Consider the following 17,768-nt stretch of genomic DNA (forward strand, 5'->3'; position numbering starts at 1 on the left):
GCGAATTGCAAATGTGCTTACACCTGTGTGATGGCTATTTTCTTCTGTTTAATTTCTCTTTTGCTGTGTCCACTAAATAATAGATCATAGGTACTAAAAACACAGTCAAAATTAAAGATGATAGAAGTCCGCCAATGATTACCCAAGCAAGACCGTTTTTCCATTCGGCTGCTGTTCCTGTTGCCATTGCAATGGGAAGCATACCAACTACCATTGAAAGCGTTGTCATTAGAATTGGTCGCATTCGTCCTTTTCCTGCTATGATTAAGGCTTCTTTGAAATGTTTACCTTCTGCTTTTAATTGATTGGTAAAATCAACAATTAGAATAGCGTTTTTTACTACTAAGCCCATTAGCATAATCAAACCCAACAAGGCGAATAAACTCAAATTGCTTAACGATAAGTTCAAAGCGAAAAACGCCCCAATTGCTGCAACTGGTATAGAAAACAAAACTACAAATGGATACACAAAACTGTCATACAGTGCCACCATAATCAGATAAATCAGCAAAAACGAAATCAGCAAAACTGAACCTAATGCTCCAAAACTATCATCTTGTCTTTTGATATCACTACCCCAAGTCATTTGTATTCCGTTTGGCAATGGATTTTCTTTGAGATATGCTATTACATCATCAGCAACAGTTCCTGATGGTCTGCCTAAAGCATCTGCTGTAAGCGTAACTGCTGGTTGTCGGTCTTTTCGTTCTAATAATGACGGAGAATTGTCTTGCTCAACGCTTGCAAATTGAGAAACTTCAACTGGTATTCCCATTGGATTAATAATGGAAAGTTGTTGAATATCTTCAAAATTTTGTCGGCTAAATTCATTTAACCAAATTCGCACAGGATATTCCGTTCCGTTTTCGGTAAGTGTAGCATCGTCATTTCCTGTAAAGGCAGTTCGTAGATTCAAACCAACATAAGCGGTTGTTAAGCCTAATCGTTGCATTTTATCTTTGTCGGGAATTATTTTGTATTCGGGGCTACCTGCTTCAACGGATAAGCGAACATTATCCGCACCGGGAATTTTTTCAATTACCGTTTTCAATTCATTGCCTGTTTTCATCACCAAATCCAAATCGCTACCGCTTAACGTAATTTCAATTGGTGCTGAACGTGGAATTAAACCCAATGCTGCCATTGAATAATTGATACTCGGAAATTTAGTTTTTAAATCTTCCCGAAGATTTTTCATAAATGTCTCGGTAGGTAAATTATCCAATTCTTTTTTGGATTTTAGTTGAATTGTAAATTCCGTTTTATTTGCTGAACCTACACCTAAACTACCAATGCCAGTGCTTGGTCCGCCAATGTTACTAAATACAGTTGCTACTTCGGGTTGTTGAATAATGTATGTTTCAATCTTTTGGGCAATTAAGTTGTTCTGTTGTATGGATGTGGATTTGTCAAACTCTAATGCCATTCTAAATTTACCTTGGTCTCCTGTAGATATTAATTCTTTACCAATAATTCCTTGTTTCATAATGCCTAAAGTCATTGCAAAAAGCACAATAACGATACCTGTAAAAGCTAATTTATGGCTCAAAACCCATTCTAATCTACGACCATACCATTCATTAAATTTTTCTAATTGAACTTCAAACCAAAGTAAAAAGCGATTGAAAAAATTGGTAGGTTGTAAATCTTCTTTTTTACCGATACGAGAAGCCATCCAAGGCGTTAAAGTAAAGCCAACCAATAAACTGGTGAGTGTAGAAGTTATTACCACAACCGAAAACTGCTTTAGCATATCGGCAACAAACACTTGCAGAAAAAGAATAGGTAAGAAAACTACAACGTCAACTAAGGTGATGGATAAAGCAGCAAAGCCAATTTCCATTCTACCGTCCATTGCAGCAGATCGTTTGTCTTTTCCTTTATCTAGGTGCTTTTGAATGTTTTCTAAAACTACGGTAGCATCATCTACCAAAATACCAATGATTAATGACATTGCCAGTAAGGTCATTAAATTTAAAGTGTAGCCCAAAAGCCACATCACAGCAAAGGCGGTAACTAAAGATGTTGGAATAGCTACCAAAACGATTAATGAATTTCTAAAACTTCTCAGAAATAAAAGCATTACCAACGACACCAATAACACCGCTAAGATTAAATCGAAAACAACGGAATTAACGGCTGCAATTGTGTTATCGGTGCTATCGTCTGCAATAATAAATTTTACACCCGAACTGGCATTTTGTTGTTCGATGGATTGAAATTTTTCTCGAACGGCTTTTGAAACATCTACTGCGTTTGCATCACCTTGCTTTTTCAGCATTAATCCAATGCCGTTTTTACCATTGTAGCGACTGATGGAGGTTGTTTCTTTTATACCATCAATTACATCTGCTATGTCTTTTACATAAACTGGACTTCCTAAAACAGGCATAGCGACTTGGACATTTTTAATATCCTCAATAGATGTGAATTTTCCCGTTAAACGAACTGAATTACTTTCTTTTTCGGTTTGCACCTTTCCAGCAGGTAAGTCTAAGCCAGAACGATTAATTGCTTCAACAACTTGAAACATTGAAATTTTATACAATTTCAGTTTGTCCTGATTTATTTTTACTTGTATTTCTCTTTCCTCTCCACCTAAAACAGTAATCTCTGCTACACCTTTTATTTGTTGAATTTGGGGCAGATAATCATCTTTCATTTTTTGATAAAACTCGGTGGCTGACATATCGCTTGTTGCACTGATAGACATTATCGGCAAATCATTGGGCGAAACTTTACTCATTACAGGACTTAAAATATCCTGTGGTAAATCTTTGCGAATGTTGTCAATGTAGCGTTGTGCGTCTTGCATTGACTTATCCAAATCGGTTCCGTATTTCAGATTGGCTATGATGATAGAAGCATTGGGTAAAGACTTTGTAACCAAGTAATCTACACCTTCTAGATTCGATAAAGCATCTTCTATTTTTCGTGAAACAGATGTTTCTACTTCGTTTGGTTCGGCACCAGGGTAAACAGTTTTAATTACAACTACGGGCTGATTAAAGTCGGGCATTAACTCGTAACTCAAATTTTTATACCCGATAAAACCTAATAAAGTAAATACGCTGAACAGCACTATTATCAGCGAAGGGCGTTTGATTGAAATTTCTGTAATATTCATTTTTCGCTGATTTTATTTAACAGTTACATTTGCCCCATCAAAAAGATTGATGAAGCCATTGGTTACAATTACATCACCTTCATTTAATCCACTTGAAACAACTGATTTGTTCTGTATCTTATTTGATATAGTGATGTTTTGCAAAAGGGCTTTGCCATTTTGCACTATGTAAACTTGTGGTTGGTTTTCAGTGCCTTGTATGGCAGAAGACGGAATGATAATTCCCTTTCCAGACGTTTCGCTTTTGAGTAAAACTTTACCAAACATCCCAGATTTTATTTTCAAGTCCGATGTGTTATTTACCGTAAACTGAATAGGAAAACTACTGCCCATATTAGCTTTACTGCCAATCATAGTAGTTTTTCCAGTCAATAAAATTTCAGAATAAGCATCTGACGAAAGAGAATAGCTTTGATTTAATTTGAACTGACTTAAATCTTTTTCGGGAACATTTACGGTGAATTTTAAAGTTGTAATGTCCGTTATTTGGAGTAATGGAACGCCCGGTGCAGCAAAAGCTCCTTTTTCACTTAATTTTGCAGTAACTACTCCATTAAAAGGTGCTTTGATGGTCGTTTTGTTTATCTGCTCCAACAAAGTTGCTTTCTGAACTTTTGCAGATTTCAAACCTAATTCTGCTTTTTCTAATTGAACACCTTGAATGGCATCTGCTTTAGCCAAAATGGTATAGCGATTTACATCTGCTTCCAATCCTTCTATTTGCACTTCAATAGTTTGCAGTTGCAATTTCAGCAATGAATTATCCAATTGAATTAAAGGTTGACCTTTACTTACCACGCTTCCAACATCAACTAAAATGGCGTTAATTTTCCCTTGTAATTCGGCACTTATTTTTGTTTCCTTGTTGGGCTCAAATGTGCCTGAATAAGAAAATTCTGCATTCACATTTTCAAGTTGCAATGTATCTACTTGAACATTTATAGCTTGTTCTTTATCGTATTGATAGACTTTACTCTGCGTAATTTCCTTGTTTGTTTTCAACTTAATTACCACAATGGCAATTATCGCCAACGGTATGATGAAGTATAGCACTTTTTTTAGGATTGATGATTTTGTATTCATTGTGATAATTATTTGATTATTGAAATATTTCCAGTGAGTTTTTTAAGTTCTAAATCTGCTTTTAGGTAATCAATTACAGCAGATAGGTAGGTTTGTTGTGCTTCACGCAAAGCATTGTCTGCAAGCAAAACATCTGTTAAACTTGCCGTTCCTTGTTTCTGTTGAAGAACGGTTTGCTCATAGATTGTTTGTGCCAATTGGATTTGTTCGGTTGTGGTTTCTACCGTTTTTTTAGCGACTTCTCTTTGAAGTTTGGCATTTTCAACTTGCATATTGTTTTGTTCGGTAAGCAATCCAAATTGAAGTTCATTGTTTCGCAGTTCAAGCGTTTTCTGATTTATTTTTCGAAGCGTAACCGTTCCGTTAAATATTGGATAAGATAATTGAACACCTGCAAAACCAATCGGATAAAAATCAAGGAATGAAGCAGGTTGTCCGTTATAACCAAAGCCCGTTGTTCCATACATTCCAACCAGATTTAGTGAAGGCAAATACCTTGATTTATTGAGTGTGTTGAGTTCACTCGACAATAAGCGGTTTTGAGTTTTTATTATTCGAATATCTAAGGTTGATGAAGTATTATATTCAGTTGCTGTTTGATATTGAATGTTTGGTTCAATTTGCAGATTTTGTTCAATGGAAATACCCATAGCAAATTTCAAGGCATTTAGAACCTGCTCGTATTTGCTTTTGATGGTTTCCTTTTGGGTGGATAATTGTGATACTTGCAATTTTACCTTGCTTACATCTGTTCCTTTGGCAAGCAATTGTTCATTGAGCAATTGCATATTTTTCAGAAGCCTTTCTGCGTTAATCAGATTACTGTCAATAAATGCCAATTGATGATACAAGATTTGGGCATTGTAATACAAATTGGAAATTTCAAAATAGATTTGCTCCTCCGTTTTTTGATACTGCAAGTCTGTCAATTCCGAAGCAATTTTAGTAGTTTGTATGGCTCCATAAACTTGTGGATTATACAAAGGCATTGAAAGTTGCAAGTTTGCGTTTATGTTGTGGGGAACGCCAAACTGCATAGCCCTGAATTCTCCTGCGGGTAGTGCAGGATTGAAAGCATTCACTGGTAAAAGCTGATAGGGGAGGTTTGCAAAATACTTGTAATCCGCATTGGCTGTGACTTTTGGGATTAAATTGGCTTTGGCTTCTTTCTCTCTTTGATCACCAATGGCCATATTGTTTCTGCTCATTTGCAGGTTTTTGTTATGAACCTGTGCGGTGTCAATACATTGTTGCAAAGTCCAAGTTTGTGCTTGTGCAGATTGAAAGCCTCCTATTATCAATAATAGAGCAACATAATGTTTGTGAATATTCGCTAACTTCATTGGTCAAATTTTTTTATTTAATGAGAATTAGTTGACTTTCAATTGTTCCTACAACCCAATGTTTTACCATTGGTTCAATATTTACAAAGTCACCCGATAATAGTGTTTCTTTTATTCCTTTTTCATTTTCAAAAATCACTTCTCCTTCAACGCAAATCAAAAGTGCTTGTGTTTTGGTAATATGCTCTTTTAACTTTTCACCTTTCAAAATTTGAATAGCTGTTGCGTTGCCCAGTTCACTTTTGAAAAAAGAAGTTGCTGAAACTGGTTTTTCTTGTGTGTGTAATTCTTTTATGTTCATTGGAAGTATTGATTGTATGTTGAAAAAGATGCTTGAAGATCTGTGATAAACTTGTTTGCTTGCTCTGTAGATTCTGCCTTTGACAAAGATTCGATTAATTCAATGTGTGGGTATAACCACTTATGCAATTCATCGTGACTTTCACCTTTCATTGTGCAACTTTTTATTAGCCCACTATTTTTTTCTTTGAGTTGAGCAGCCAAAGTTTGATAATCTTGGGATTGGCTTTCAATGTGTTGGTTCAAAATTTCTTCTGCTTCAAGGATAAACGGTTTCATTTCTTCATTCACAACCCATTTTTCACCATTATTAAGTTCTATGGCTTCACTTTCATCATCGTGATGATGTTCATCCTGTTCTGCAACTTCTTTTTGATTATTCGATTTTTCGTTTGCGGAATTGCCACAGCCAAATAGCAAAAGGCTAAATACCGATAGTGTTAAGATTACTTTATTCATTTCTTTGTTTTATTTAGTTGTTTATTGATAGTGGAAAATGCAATGATTGTGAATACAAGCGTTATCGCAATTCTGAAAATCATCGCACCTATGGTTTTTGTTTCATAGATACCACCCGAATTAGCGTGAATTTTAAGCCCTATAAATGCAGCTATCAATATGATTGTTGAAATTCCTAATAAATTAGCTGTCCATTTTTTGCTTTTAACAAATCCATAAGCAGCAAACAAATAAAGAATGCTACTAATGAAATTTGACCAAACTACAAACAGAACATAATTGCCTTCTTTGGCTCTGATACCAAACAAATCGAAAATTACAGATGTGCTTAGAAAGAGAGTGAGCAAGCCAAATGCTGTTAGAATTACTGCTGATGTATAGAGGACATACTTTTTCATTTGGATTTTATAAGTGTTAATAATGCAAGTATCATATTATCTCCGTTTCTACTTATGTCAAATTGAAAATTTGCAACACGCCATTTAAACATTTGCAATCTAAAAGTTCCCATCACAATATGTATCAATTCATCGGACGTTATTGAATTTGTGAATGCCTTCTTTTGTTGTCCTTCCAAAATAATAGGCATCAAATGTTTCATTTTTACAGCCATTATTTTCAGTATAGTTTCGTTGATACGTTGGCTTTCTTCCATTAATCCGTCAGAAAAAACTGCCACTACAAAATGCGGATGCTTTTTAAAAAATGAAAATTGATTTTGAAATAGTGTAGAGAATTTTTCTTCGGGCGATTGTTCGCTTGAAATTGCATTGGTATAACGCTCATCCATACTTTGAGCAAGATAATCAAGTAAGGCAATAATTATTTCTTCTTTACTTGTAAAGTGCCTGTAAATGGCACTCTCAGAAAACTTCATTTCCTTAGCAAGGTTCTTAATTGTTAAACCACTTAATCCCGAAGCAGTCAATATTTTTCCGGCTGCTTCTATAATTTCAAGTTGTCTATCAGAAATTGTTTCTGTTGTCATTTTTTCGCTTTTTAAAGTTCGCCTTTCTCACCATTTACCCATCGCATCATCATTACACGTTCCTGCGGAGTCTGCTTGAATGGGATATTTCCCGCTAATAAATTTAAAAAACGATCCCAAAGATTATCTTTTTTATTCGCTTCTTCTTCCATTTGAGCTAAAGCTGTTATATACTCTTGTTTGTATTGAATAGCATCTTCAATATGGTAAGATTTTGGAATGTATTTTATAATCTCTTTTGTAAGGTCGTCAATCTCTTGTTTACTAAAATTTTCAAACATCTGTAGTTGAACAAATGCAGAATGACCGATGCCCTGAACAGTATAGATATTAGACTGAATGACAGCCCATACTCCAAACCAATCCGCACTGTTCATCCCTGAAAAGTAGTCATCGGGATACTTACCAATTTTTGTAAATATAGAAGAAATGGATTCCGTATTCGACAAAAAATCTTTATAAATCTCCGAACTATCACTATTAGATTGGCTTTCAATCTTATTTTTAAAATAGGCTAATTGAGATTCAATTTTATCTCTCAAAGAAGCAATTAAATTTACATCTTCCTGAAATTTGCTTTTACCTAAATCACTTCCAAACATTTTTACAATGTTGTTTGCCTCATCAAGCAAATGAGCTACTTTAACTTTTGCCGTGTTTAACGCTTCCCAATTGGAATTTAAACCTTCTGATAAATGTCTCAACTTAATTAAGGTTTCTAAGTTTTTGTTATTTGTTTCCATTATCTTTTTATTTTTTTTTTGTTAAAAAAGAAGAATACATCCATACTTGTTTTTCTTGAAAGCGGATATAATCACTCATTAAAGCATTTGTTCCTTCATCATTTGCATCAGAAGCTAATCCAAGAATTTCTCTTTGCATAACGATTGTTGTTTTAAATCCTTCAAGAATTTGTTCTACTGCAATCAAACCATCAGAAATTTTCTTGCTTTCTTTTATGGTTGATGTTTTAGCGTATTGAGAATAGCTATGCTCGGGTGTGTGTCCCAATGTTAATATGCGTTCTGCTACTTCATCAATTTTCAGCAACAAATCATTGTAGAGTTCTTCAAATTTTAAATGCAATTCAAAAAACTTTTCACCTTTAATGTTCCAGTGAAAGCCTCTTGTGTTTTGATAAAAAATTGAATAGTTTGCGAGTAACTCGTTTAATTTATTTGCCAATTCTTCGGCTTTGTCTTGGTGCAAACCAATTGAATTTAAATTTTTCATTTTTATGTATTTTAAGTTAATTAATTATTGAGCGATAGATTTCATTTTCAAAAACGCAACTCCTAACCAAATTACAGATGCGGTCATTGCAATTGCCCCAATTAACACTAAAACAGGAGGCACTCCAAAGTAGACCTCGGTTAATATTCCAATTGGCATTAACAATCCAGTAAGTGCCAACCAAGAAATGGCTTTCACGTTTTGGAGCTTGTCTCTGAAATGTAGAAGTAGATAACCAATTAGTATGTTTAGAAAGGCGAACAAGTTCCCGTGAACGTGAGCCAGTCTGCTTTCAAAATGCTTGCCGATACTGTATGAGTTTACCCATTCTTCTTTACCCGGAGCGAAGTCACGCAGGTAGATTAATAGAAAGCCGTAAGCCATAAAAAGCCCCATTGTCAGGAAGCCTATTGCAATGTTGTTTTTACCGTTCATCTTGTATATAATTTTAAGTAAGTGAATATTCGCTCACAAAGATAGCTCAATTTTATTTATACCTGCAAGTTTTTTTGAGAAAACTTGAAAATGTGACGAAAATCATCTTGGTGCGGTGGGTAATTGGCTCTTTTTGGGTTTGCCTGTGTGCCGGGTTGTGTGAGGAGGCAAACCCCAAATGTGCCAATGTGGGCAGGCTGAAATTATTTTTTTAAATGTGCGGTGGGAAAATTTTTAAAACAATCGGGTTGGATTGTGTGTCGTTAAAGTCAGTCCGTAAGATTATGTTAAGATGTTCGATCTTCAGATGCCTGTTTTTCGAAGTACGCTCGTTCTTTTGGCTTGCTTACAACTTCTTTTAAGCGCCATAAATACTCCATTATCCATCCAATTCCGGGGAATAGGCGCCATAAATATTCTTTTTATCTCATTTCTATAAATCATCAAAAGGAGATTTGACGGTTTGAATAGTTCGATTGGATACATGGGTATAGATTTCCGTGGTCCGGCTACTTTGATGGCCAAGAAGGCTTTGAATAATTCGTAAATCTGTTCCAGCTTCCATCAAATGCGTAGCATATGAATGCCGAAGCCAATGTAGTGTTGCTTGTTTATTAATCCCGGCCTTGTTGACTGCCTTTTTGAATACATTTTCTAAGCTTTTCGCAGAATATTGTTTTCCTGGCTTTACCCCTTCAAATAAAAATTCTTTTGGTTGAAAGGCCTGAAAGTACACTCTGAGCATTTTGATTACTTTTTGACTGATTGATACGATTCGATCCTTACTTCCTTTACTTTGATTGATACGTAAAATTCCACGAGCCGATTCTATATCCTCGATCCGTAAATTGATTAGTTCAGACCGTCTGAGACCGCAGGCATAGATCAGACTGAGCATGGTCTTGTGTTTGATATTGGACAATGCACCAAGGGTTTTTTTGATTTCCTCCTTGCTAAGCACATTCGGAAGCTTTTTTTCCTTTGGCGGAAGTACTATACTCGTCGGCTGTATTCTACTTTTTTCTTCGGTTTCAAAATATTTCTTTATACCTCCTAAGAGGATGCGCTGATAGGACCTTCCATACCCTTGGTCCAAAATATATTCTTTTTGAAAACGCTTTAAATCTGCTTCGTCGATTTCGCTAGGGTTTTTATTATCAAGAAAACGGAAAAAAAGTGCTACCCCGGAGCCATAATGCGTAACAGAACTTTCAGCTAGCCGCTGAACTCTCATCGAATCTATAAATCTTTCGATGTCTCTTTTCCTCTCTAAAGATAAGGGTTGGAGCCTATCTTTGAGTGTTATTTCTGGCTTTCGGAAGCCTGAATAATCCACCCATGCAAATCCACGAAATGCAGTTAATAAATCACTGATAATCGTGTCTGAATAGGGTAATACCCATGCTCTCTCGCGAGAATTCCATGTGGCATTTGGAAACAATTTGATTTTTTTGATCAAGGTTTCATCATAAGCCAACTCTACAAAGACTTGATCTTTACCCTTATTTCTCCCGTTTTTCACAAAAATGGTTTTCATGATCAAAAATTAAACTCCCTCAAATTATCAATTTTTTAATTTCAAATGGAGTTATAGGTGATGTTTTTTACTTTTTAGGTGCTTCTACCTCAGTTCGTGTCTTTAAGAACCGCAGGATACTTGATTCTTTCTGCATGATTCTAAGTACTTGATACTTGATAACAGAAAGTTTAAAAGACCTTCGGGGTCCATCTTTGTACTTGATACTAGGTACTTGATACTTATTTACGCTTCTTTCTTCCAGAATAAAAAAACACCCAACGGATAATTACTGAGGTTTTGTCTAATTTCTACAAGCCTAGTTTCTTTTCTCTTTGCACTTCCCCGATTCCTTCCCCCTGTAAAATGGAATATGGGAAGGAAGATAAGCCTTGAATAAGAACTGTCTACTATTGGCCGTGCACCTAGGCGATGAGTGTAGAGCTAATTTAGGAAGGCGTGTAGGGGAGAATTGGTGACACCATCCCTGAGGACAGTTCAGTCTGCATTATCGGATAGATACAAATGTATTCTGTGGCTCCTCGTATTTTGACCTAGGCAATAGGTGATTATTTAAGGTAAAAAATGCCCCTTACTTGCAATATAGGATAGCCTCTCCACCAAAACCTGTCGTGCAGTCTAGGTAAAATTTATAATCATCTCGTAAGCTGTGAATCAATTTAGGAATCACTACAAGATCATCCCATTTATGATACACACTAATAGCAAGCTTAGGTTTAAAGGTTTTTATTGTTTCGGATGCACCTTTTATTGCAGGCACTTCCGCACCCTCGATGTCCATTTTTATAAAATCGACTTTTTTCAAGCCTTGCTTTTTAAAAAAGGTATCAATTGTAATGGTTTGTATGGTATTTCCAGTATTGATATTAGTCACCTTTGCCCCGGGAGAGGGGGAGGTTATGTTTACGGTTTCATTATCTTTATCTGAAAGGGCCCTGAGTACGGGAGTGATATTAGTTAGCTTATCATTCTGTTTGCATTGTTCGGCCAAGGCATTCATTCCGTCTTCAAGAATATCAAAGGCATACGACCAACCCGTATTTTCATGGGCTGCAAGAGCGGCTAGATATACCGTCGTATCGCCCCAGCCTACACCGGCATCTATGACGATATCCCCTTTTTCAACTACTACCGAAGTGTCGTTGGAATGATAGCTGTATAACCTATTCGTCTTATGTAATGCTAGGTTGACCGGAGTAGTAAAAAATGAAATCGAAGGCTTATTTATATTCACCTTTCGCAATTCCCATTTATATACTTTTAAAATATCATTTGATTTGAGAATTTCCTCCGACGCGTCTTCATAGGTCCGAACATATTCTTTTGTAAAAGAAGAAAGGCGCATTTTGTTTTCACCAATGATCATCATAAGGACTAATTCAGCAAACAGCCTTTTTGAAGACTCATTGCTCATAAGCTGATAAGTCTCCTCAAAATAGGAGTATCTACTATCAAAAATGACCAAAGGAGGTAGTTTGAAAAAGAGCTTTTTTAATTCTCCGGTGATTTTTTTCTTCAGAGACTTCTTTTTGAGATTGGGGTTAACGGGCATTTTTTCGGTATTATCCACGACATGTCTAGGATCTTTACCCCAATTAAAATAGTCTTTCGGAATATCCCATTCCTTTATTTTAGAAGTATTTTGAAGGATTTGCTCAATCTCAAATCTTAGATTTTTCATGTTTGAATCTGTAGATATTCTGATAAAAATAAACTCAATTCTTGATAGCTAGGAGGCTTAAGGTACTTTTTTCCTGGTCTATTGAAAAGCATTTTTTCTGCCTCGGTTCGTGTCTTCAGGAACCGCAAGGTACTTAGTTCTTTCTGTAGGATTCTAAGTACTTGATACTTGATGACAGAAACTTTAAAAGACCCTAGAGGTTTTTGGAAACCCCAAAGGTCAAAAAAAGACCCCAAAGGTTTCGAAAACCTTCGGGGTCCATCTTAGTACCTCATACTTGGTACTTCGTACATCGTACTTCGTATTTTACTTACGCTTCTTTCTTAGCCATTCTATTCCGCTCGTTCTCATCCAGATAGATTTTTCGCATACGGATACTTTTTGGCGTGATCTCTAAGTACTCATCTTTTTGGATGTATTCCATGGACTCTTCCAGAGAAAAACGCTTCGGAGGAGCGATCCGGGTATTGTCATCAGATCCTGAGGCACGCATGTTGGTCAGTTTCTTACCCTTTTGCACATTGACTACGATGTCATTGTCTCTCGAGTGCTCACCAATCACCTGTCCGGTGTACAAGTCTTCTCCTGGCTCCACAAAGAATACTCCACGATCCTGCAGCTTGTCGATGGCATAGGCAGTACAAGGTCCACCTTCCATGGAGATAAGCGAGCCGTTGATTCTTCCTGGAATAGTTCCTTTGAAAGGTTCATAGGCAGAGAATCTGTGGTTCATAATTGCCTCTCCCTGAGTCGCTGTCAGTACGTTATTTCGCAATCCGATCAATCCTCTGGAAGGAATCTTAAACTCCAAATGCTGCAAGTCGCCTTTAGGCTCCATGATCAGTAATTCCCCTTTTCGCTGTGTGGCTAGTTCGATGACTTTTCCGGCAGTTTCCTGAGGTACATCCACTACCAATGTTTCAATTGGTTCGCACTGTACGCCATCGATCTCTTTGTAGATTACCTGAGGCTGTCCCACCTGTAGCTCATAGCCTTCTCTACGCATCGTCTCGATCAAGACTGACAAGTGAAGAATTCCCCGGCCATATACCAAGAATTTATCCTCTGAATCGGTAGGTTCTACTCGAAGAGCGAGGTTTTTCTCCATTTCCTTCATCAATCGATCCCTTAAGTGACGGGAAGTCACAAACTTTCCTTCTTTTCCGAAGAAAGGGGAGTTGTTGATCGTGAAGAGCATGTTCATGGTAGGCTCGTCGATCGCAATTCGTGGAAGTGGTTCTGGCTTTTCTACATCTGCTACGGTGTCGCCGATTTCGAAATCCTCCAATCCGGTGATGGCACAGATATCTCCGGCCTGTACGGACTGCACTTTATTTTTACCCAATCCTTCAAATGTATGAAGCTCTTTGACGCGCATTTTCTTGATGCTGCCATCAGCTTTGCAAAGGGCGATTTGTTGGTTTTCGGTAACGCTTCCTCTTTTTACTCTTCCGATCGCGATACGACCGACGAAATTGGAGTAATCCAATGAGGTGATCTGCATCTGTAGGCTTCCTTCTTCGATCTTTGGCTCTGGAATATATTCCAAAATAGCATCCAAAAGCGGAAGAATCGAGTCCGTAGGGTTTTTCCAGTCTGGCCCCATCCAGTTTTGCTTGGCCGAACCATAAAGCGTATGGAATTCCAATTGCTCCTCAGTAGCGTCCAAGTTGAACATCAGGTCGAATACCGCTTCATGCACTTCGTCAGGGCGACAGTTTTCCTTATCCACTTTATTGACCACCACGATAGGGGTCAGGCCAAGAGAGAGTGCCTTGCCCAATACAAATCGGGTCTGTGGCATCGGTCCTTCGAAGGCATCCACTAGGAGGATTACCCCGTCAGCCATCTTCAAGACACGCTCCACCTCGCCTCCAAAGTCGGCGTGACCAGGAGTGTCAATGATGTTGATTTTGGTGTCTTTGTAGCGTACGGATACGTTTTTAGATAGGATGGTGATTCCTCTTTCACGCTCCAAATCATTGTTGTCCAGGATCAAATCGTCAAACTGCTGATTCTCCCGGAAGATTTTGGATGCGTGGATGATTTTGTCGACTAGGGTAGTCTTGCCGTGGTCAACGTGTGCGATAATCGCGATATTTCTGATATTCTGCATGATCTGCGTTTTTCAAGCCGCAAAGGTAGGGAAAAAAGGTGGGATCAAGGTTATCTCCCTGTGAAGTTACTGAACTGAAAAAATTAATCCTTGGGAAGTGTTCTTTGAATTCCTTGTTTTAATCCATTTCCTTCGGTCGGAAAAATCGGCGATAGACGATTTGCGCTTGGAATAAATGATCTCCATAGCGATTGGATCCCACATTGCCGTCTAGGTTGTCGGTGAATGTCCAAAGCATGGTTCCTTCTCCGGCAATGTCTGAGTAGGGACCGATTTTAAAGCTTAAGCCTGCTCTTACCGGCACATAGCCAGTGGTGGTTTGATGCTTGGTAGGGGTTTCATCCGGACTGAATGATTTGGTCTGCTCTGTAAAGGCATGAAGCACTCCCAATCCTGCACCGCCATATAAATTGACTTTGGAGCGATGCATATGATTGGAAAAGCGAATGAGGTTAAAGCTTGGAATCACATCAAAATAGAAAGCAGAGCCTCTTACCGTGAAGGAAGAGAAATTGGCAAACCATTGATCTCGTAATACGGTAGGAGGGTTGCCACCACTGCTGATGGATTGCATGCCTAAAGTTGCCCGCACATCCATGGTAGAGGTGATTTTCCGGGTCAAAGAGACGGCTACAGAGGGCTTGATCTCAAAATCAAAAGAACGATACTGCCCACCATTGTCCAAATAGGCGAAAGAAGGACCTGCTCCAATCGTCAATATATTATTTCTTGAAATTCGCTCTTTATAAAAATTCTGAGCTTCTGCCAGTAGGGTAGAAGCTAGCATTACTGGAAGTATAAAAAGAAGTCGGCGGCTCAAATTCATCACGTTTTATCTGGAAAATCTCTGTGTTGCAAATTTGGCAACAAATATGCCAATGTCTTTGCTTGGATATCCCTAAAAACTCAAAAGTCTCAAATTTTATTGTTTGTAGGGGTGAAAATCAGGGCTCTTGAAAAGCCTTTTGAATATCTTCCTCCGTGGTTCGAAGCTTTTCTTTGCAGGTTTTGACAAGTTCAGAAGCTTCCTTGACCAACTCTGAAAGTTCGTCCACACTTTTTTTTCCTTCTTCCAATTGGCTGAGGATTAGTTCCAGTCTTTCTACAGATTCCTTATACGTTTTCATTTGACTCCTTTATTTGGGTAATGGTACTTTCTATGTCTTGATTTTCCGAGATGGTCCGAAGTCGGTCTCCTACTTTCGCTTTTGTCAGGTGTACGGGGGTTCCGTCTATTTCACTTCTTGTGTAGCCTCGTTTTAGAATGGACCGAGGATCCAGTTGCTCCAGCATCTTTTCCAAGCTTTCCAATCGTTGCGCATTGCTTCGAATGTGCTGATTGCTTAGGCTTTGAATGGATTTTTGCAAAGAGTTTAAAAACTCCAGTTGATTCTTCGTTTGCAAATTGGCTGCCCGGATGACCCGCTCTTTTCGGCTTTCTATTCGCTCATTTTCCAATCGGATTTGGGACAAAACGAGGGACTGAATTCGTTGCGATAGCACACCCAATTGATTTTGGGAAAGTTTGAGCTGCTGATTCGTGATCCGATCAATCCGGGTGGCGAGAAGCATCATGTTTTCCTCGAAAATCCGAAAACTTGAAAGGATAAATTCCGCGACAGCAGTAGGCGTTTTGAGTTGGGAGTGGGCTACCAGATCTGCTACAGTTTCATCTCGCTCATGTCCGATTCCGGTGATAATGGGTAAGCTACAATTGGCGATCCTGACGGCAAGTTGGTAATCATCAAAGCAATCCAAATCCAACTGAGCTCCCCCTCCGCGGATAATGATCAGGGCGTCTAGACAAAGCTTGTCTTTTTGGGATTCAGCCTCTGCGATTGCCGTTCGGATGCTTGCGGCGGCCTCATTTCCCTGCATCAGTGAAGGAAAGAGGCGATGATAGATTTTGTAGGCTTGGCTGTTTTGCTCCAGTTGGTCCACAAAGTCTCCATACCCTGCTGCCGTGGGACTTGAAATGATACCAATTCGCTGTATGACTTTAGGAAGATCGTGCCGGGCATTGAGGCGAAGAATTCCCTCCCGAGTCAATCGATCTATGGTTTCCTGTCTGATTCGGGCTCGTTCGCCCAAAGAAAAAGAAGCGTCTATGTCCTTGACATTCAGGCTAAATCCATAAACAGGATGAAAAGTCACCTGCACTTGAGCCAGAACTTTCATTCCATTTTTGATTCCACTTCCAGTGAGACCTTCGAATCGGGAGGCAATGGAGCGGTAGGTGAAAGCCCAGCAATTGCTCCGCATCTTGGCAAGAACCTGATTCCCGCTTTTTTCCACCAATTCAAAATAAGCATGACCTGCTGCAGCTACCCGAAAGTCTGCAATCTCTCCAATCACCCAATAGGTGGGGGCCAACTCATTTTCAAGGGTGGATTTGACAAGTTGCCCGAGTTCGGAAATGGAGAGTGCATTGGTCATCAATAATCAATCTTTTCCAGCGCTGCTTTGATTTTTTGTTTGAGTTCCTCGCTAGCCTCAACTAAGGGAAGTCGGACTTCTTCGCTGCATAGACCCATTTCATTCAAAATCACCTTCAATCCTACGGGATTACCTTCAGCATACATAAGTGGATTGATTTCTAGAAGGGAGTATACAGCCTCTTGCTTTTCGGTAAATCCTCCTTGAGTGAGTTTTCGGAAAGTTGTTGGAAAGGCATTTGCCAAGACTGAAATCACACCAACTCCTCCGATACTTTGGATAGGAACGGTAAGCATATCATCGCCAGATATCAATAGGAAATCTTCCGGTTTGTTGGCAGCGATTTCCATGCATTGGGTCAGGTCTCCAGAAGCTTCTTTGATCCCGATGATGTTGTCGTGCTTAGCTAGATTCAAGGTGGTTTGGGATGTTAGATTCGAACCGGTTCGACCTGGAACATTGTAAAGAATCACTGGTACAGGGCACTTGTCTGCGATTGCTTCATAATGAGCCTGAATGCCCGCCTGCGAAGGTTTATTGTAGTAGGGACTGACAGAGAGAACTGCATCGACTCCTTGAAAATCAGTGTTTTCAATCTCCTCCAGAATCCCTGAGGTATTATTTCCGCCAAGGCCATACACGATGGGTACGCGCTGATCTACGAAGGAAACAGCTGCCTGCAATACCTGTCGCTTTTCTGCGGCAGAAAGCGTGACAACCTCCCCAGTTGTACCCAAGACTACTAGGTAATCCGCACCTCCATCGATGCAATGATCGATTAGCTTGGCAAGCGCCTTCAGATCAATATTTTCATTTTTTGTAAAAGGAGTGACCAATGCCACACCAGTTCCGTAAAATTTAGAGTTCTTGTCGTTTTGCATATTAGATGCAAAGATAAGGGTCTAGAGGCTTTTTGAGTTCCGTTGATAAAAAATGCTTCGCGAAATATAGCCTCGTGCCTCGGCTGAAATATGCTCTCCTTCGTCGAGCGATATATGACTTCGTCGAAATATGCTTAGCGAGAGCCGAA

17 protein-coding genes are annotated in these 17,768 nt (G+C 38.7%); all 17 read right to left on the bottom strand.

The genetic code is table 11. The annotated features are described in order from the left end of the window. Positions 1-34: 34 nt before the first annotated feature. A complete protein-coding gene (locus tag CDH51_RS17925) occupies positions 35-3,127 on the bottom strand; it encodes an efflux RND transporter permease subunit (protein WP_100629927.1) in 3,093 nt (1,030 codons plus the stop codon). A 12-nt stretch (positions 3,128-3,139) separates the two neighbouring features. Further along, complete coding sequence (locus tag CDH51_RS17930; protein WP_100629928.1) at positions 3,140-4,210, bottom strand: efflux RND transporter periplasmic adaptor subunit; 1,071 nt, start codon at positions 4,208-4,210, stop codon at positions 3,140-3,142. An 8-nt stretch (positions 4,211-4,218) separates the two neighbouring features. Further along, positions 4,219-5,553, bottom strand: coding sequence for a TolC family protein (locus CDH51_RS17935; RefSeq protein ID WP_100629929.1), 1,335 nt, complete (start codon positions 5,551-5,553; stop codon positions 4,219-4,221). Positions 5,554-5,566: 13 nt separating this feature from the next. Continuing rightward, positions 5,567-5,854 carry a cupin domain-containing protein gene (locus CDH51_RS17940; RefSeq protein ID WP_100629930.1) on the bottom strand — a complete coding sequence of 96 codons (288 nt, stop codon included), beginning with the start codon at positions 5,852-5,854 and terminating at the stop codon, positions 5,567-5,569. Next, positions 5,851-6,312 carry a hypothetical protein gene (locus CDH51_RS17945; protein WP_100629931.1) on the bottom strand — a complete coding sequence of 154 codons (462 nt, stop codon included), beginning with the start codon at positions 6,310-6,312 and terminating at the stop codon, positions 5,851-5,853. Before CDH51_RS17945 ends, CDH51_RS17940 begins: the two co-directional genes overlap by 4 nt. Next, positions 6,309-6,710, bottom strand: coding sequence for a hypothetical protein (locus tag CDH51_RS17950; RefSeq protein WP_100629932.1), 402 nt, complete (start codon positions 6,708-6,710; stop codon positions 6,309-6,311). Before CDH51_RS17950 ends, CDH51_RS17945 begins: the two co-directional genes overlap by 4 nt. After that, positions 6,707-7,300 (bottom strand): TetR/AcrR family transcriptional regulator, encoded by a 594-nt coding sequence (locus tag CDH51_RS17955; protein WP_100629933.1) that lies wholly within the window; start codon positions 7,298-7,300, stop codon positions 6,707-6,709. Before CDH51_RS17955 ends, CDH51_RS17950 begins: the two co-directional genes overlap by 4 nt. A gap of 11 nt (positions 7,301-7,311) precedes the next feature. Beyond that, positions 7,312-8,043, bottom strand: coding sequence for a hypothetical protein (locus tag CDH51_RS17960; protein WP_100629934.1), 732 nt, complete (start codon positions 8,041-8,043; stop codon positions 7,312-7,314). A gap of 7 nt (positions 8,044-8,050) precedes the next feature. Beyond that, on the bottom strand, positions 8,051-8,533 hold the full coding sequence (locus CDH51_RS17965) for a Dps family protein (protein WP_100629935.1): 483 nt from the start codon (positions 8,531-8,533) through the stop codon (positions 8,051-8,053). A gap of 24 nt (positions 8,534-8,557) precedes the next feature. Beyond that, a complete protein-coding gene (locus CDH51_RS17970) occupies positions 8,558-8,968 on the bottom strand; it encodes a hypothetical protein (RefSeq protein WP_100629936.1) in 411 nt (136 codons plus the stop codon). Between the two features lie 433 nt (positions 8,969-9,401). Beyond that, complete coding sequence (locus CDH51_RS17975) at positions 9,402-10,505, bottom strand: tyrosine-type recombinase/integrase (RefSeq protein ID WP_100629937.1); 1,104 nt, start codon at positions 10,503-10,505, stop codon at positions 9,402-9,404. A gap of 571 nt (positions 10,506-11,076) precedes the next feature. Continuing rightward, positions 11,077-12,186 (bottom strand): FkbM family methyltransferase, encoded by a 1,110-nt coding sequence (locus CDH51_RS17980; protein WP_100629938.1) that lies wholly within the window; start codon positions 12,184-12,186, stop codon positions 11,077-11,079. Positions 12,187-12,496: 310 nt separating this feature from the next. Further along, a complete protein-coding gene (gene typA, locus CDH51_RS17990; RefSeq protein WP_100629940.1) occupies positions 12,497-14,302 on the bottom strand; it encodes a translational GTPase TypA in 1,806 nt (601 codons plus the stop codon). 118 nt (positions 14,303-14,420) lie between these two features. Then, positions 14,421-15,128, bottom strand: coding sequence for a hypothetical protein (locus tag CDH51_RS17995; RefSeq protein ID WP_100629941.1), 708 nt, complete (start codon positions 15,126-15,128; stop codon positions 14,421-14,423). Positions 15,129-15,246: 118 nt separating this feature from the next. Further along, on the bottom strand, positions 15,247-15,429 hold the full coding sequence (gene xseB, locus CDH51_RS18000; protein WP_100629942.1) for an exodeoxyribonuclease VII small subunit: 183 nt from the start codon (positions 15,427-15,429) through the stop codon (positions 15,247-15,249). Beyond that, complete coding sequence (xseA, locus tag CDH51_RS18005; protein ID WP_100629943.1) at positions 15,416-16,738, bottom strand: exodeoxyribonuclease VII large subunit; 1,323 nt, start codon at positions 16,736-16,738, stop codon at positions 15,416-15,418. The genes xseB and xseA overlap by 14 nt, the downstream gene beginning before the upstream one ends. Beyond that, positions 16,738-17,619 carry a 4-hydroxy-tetrahydrodipicolinate synthase gene (gene dapA / locus CDH51_RS18010; protein WP_100629944.1) on the bottom strand — a complete coding sequence of 294 codons (882 nt, stop codon included), beginning with the start codon at positions 17,617-17,619 and terminating at the stop codon, positions 16,738-16,740. The genes xseA and dapA overlap by 1 nt, the downstream gene beginning before the upstream one ends. Positions 17,620-17,768 lie beyond the last annotated feature (149 nt).

It is taken from the genome of Algoriphagus formosus (genome assembly GCF_002807035.1).
GTDB lineage: Bacteria > Bacteroidota > Bacteroidia > Cytophagales > Cyclobacteriaceae > Algoriphagus > Algoriphagus formosus.

Coding starts and splice junctions, on each gene's coding strand:
- CDH51_RS17925 (WP_100629927.1), bottom strand. CDS start 3,127: ATGAATATTACAGAAATTTCAATCAAACGCCCTTCGCTGATAATAGTG.
- CDH51_RS17930 (WP_100629928.1), bottom strand. CDS start 4,210: ATGAATACAAAATCATCAATCCTAAAAAAAGTGCTATACTTCATCATA.
- CDH51_RS17935 (WP_100629929.1), bottom strand. CDS start 5,553: ATGAAGTTAGCGAATATTCACAAACATTATGTTGCTCTATTATTGATA.
- CDH51_RS17940 (WP_100629930.1), bottom strand. CDS start 5,854: ATGAACATAAAAGAATTACACACACAAGAAAAACCAGTTTCAGCAACT.
- CDH51_RS17945 (WP_100629931.1), bottom strand. CDS start 6,312: ATGAATAAAGTAATCTTAACACTATCGGTATTTAGCCTTTTGCTATTT.
- CDH51_RS17950 (WP_100629932.1), bottom strand. CDS start 6,710: ATGAAAAAGTATGTCCTCTATACATCAGCAGTAATTCTAACAGCATTT.
- CDH51_RS17955 (WP_100629933.1), bottom strand. CDS start 7,300: ATGACAACAGAAACAATTTCTGATAGACAACTTGAAATTATAGAAGCA.
- CDH51_RS17960 (WP_100629934.1), bottom strand. CDS start 8,043: ATGGAAACAAATAACAAAAACTTAGAAACCTTAATTAAGTTGAGACAT.
- CDH51_RS17965 (WP_100629935.1), bottom strand. CDS start 8,533: ATGAAAAATTTAAATTCAATTGGTTTGCACCAAGACAAAGCCGAAGAA.
- CDH51_RS17970 (WP_100629936.1), bottom strand. CDS start 8,968: ATGAACGGTAAAAACAACATTGCAATAGGCTTCCTGACAATGGGGCTT.
- CDH51_RS17975 (WP_100629937.1), bottom strand. CDS start 10,505: ATGAAAACCATTTTTGTGAAAAACGGGAGAAATAAGGGTAAAGATCAA.
- CDH51_RS17980 (WP_100629938.1), bottom strand. CDS start 12,186: ATGAAAAATCTAAGATTTGAGATTGAGCAAATCCTTCAAAATACTTCT.
- typA (WP_100629940.1), bottom strand. CDS start 14,302: ATGCAGAATATCAGAAATATCGCGATTATCGCACACGTTGACCACGGC.
- CDH51_RS17995 (WP_100629941.1), bottom strand. CDS start 15,128: ATGAATTTGAGCCGCCGACTTCTTTTTATACTTCCAGTAATGCTAGCT.
- xseB (WP_100629942.1), bottom strand. CDS start 15,429: ATGAAAACGTATAAGGAATCTGTAGAAAGACTGGAACTAATCCTCAGC.
- xseA (WP_100629943.1), bottom strand. CDS start 16,738: ATGACCAATGCACTCTCCATTTCCGAACTCGGGCAACTTGTCAAATCC.
- dapA (WP_100629944.1), bottom strand. CDS start 17,619: ATGCAAAACGACAAGAACTCTAAATTTTACGGAACTGGTGTGGCATTG.